This is a genomic window from Paenibacillus glycanilyticus (genome assembly GCF_023715145.1).
GTDB lineage: Bacteria > Bacillota > Bacilli > Paenibacillales > Paenibacillaceae > Pristimantibacillus > Pristimantibacillus glycanilyticus_A.
This window is the reverse complement of sequence record NZ_JAMBNP010000041.1, coordinates 1-473: the sequence shown is the minus strand read 5'-3', so window position 1 is coordinate 473 and position 473 is coordinate 1. Positions and strand designations below refer to the sequence as shown.

Sequence of the window (473 nt, the reverse complement as noted above, 5' to 3'; positions counted from 1 at the left end):
GCTTTCGACCGATTGAAGAAGCAATTAGCTGTGGCGGCGGGGTAAAACGTACAGCATTAACCGAGGATTTTGCGCTAAAATCCAATCCTTATGTATTTTGCTGTGGCGAGATGCTTGATTGGGATGCGCCAACGGGTGGCTATCTACTGACAGCTTGTTTTGCCACAGGTCGAGCCGTCGGACAAGGCGTGGCGCAGTTTTTAGCGTTATCCAAAAAATTGACGCAATGCACTTGATATAAGGCACTTGACATAAGGTACTTATCGACTGTGTAGATAGCGACTGTAAAAGTAGGCAAGCAGGAGGACAAGCGCACAAATCGGTAAGCAGACAGGCAAAAACAGCGGATTTTGCATGCCGCCGAACACTACCATCAATGAGCCCAATGCCGCCAAAATCGGCGATATCACACCCAATAACATACTTTTGATATGACCTTGTTGCCATAAGCGAAACACCGCAAAGTAAAATAC

Annotated in this window: 2 protein-coding genes; one reads left to right on the top strand and one right to left on the bottom strand. The window is 46.7% G+C overall.

The genetic code is table 11. The features are described 5' to 3' along the window. On the top strand, positions 1 to 236 hold a 236-nt coding region (locus M3194_RS30855), incomplete at its 5' end, for an NAD(P)/FAD-dependent oxidoreductase (RefSeq protein ID WP_251657959.1). Positions 237 to 260: 24 nt separating this feature from the next. On the opposite strand, the gene M3194_RS30850 is transcribed toward M3194_RS30855, so the two are convergent. Further along, positions 261 to 473, bottom strand: a 213-nt coding sequence (locus M3194_RS30850; protein ID WP_251657958.1) for a hypothetical protein, incomplete at its 5' end; no start/stop codon positions are given.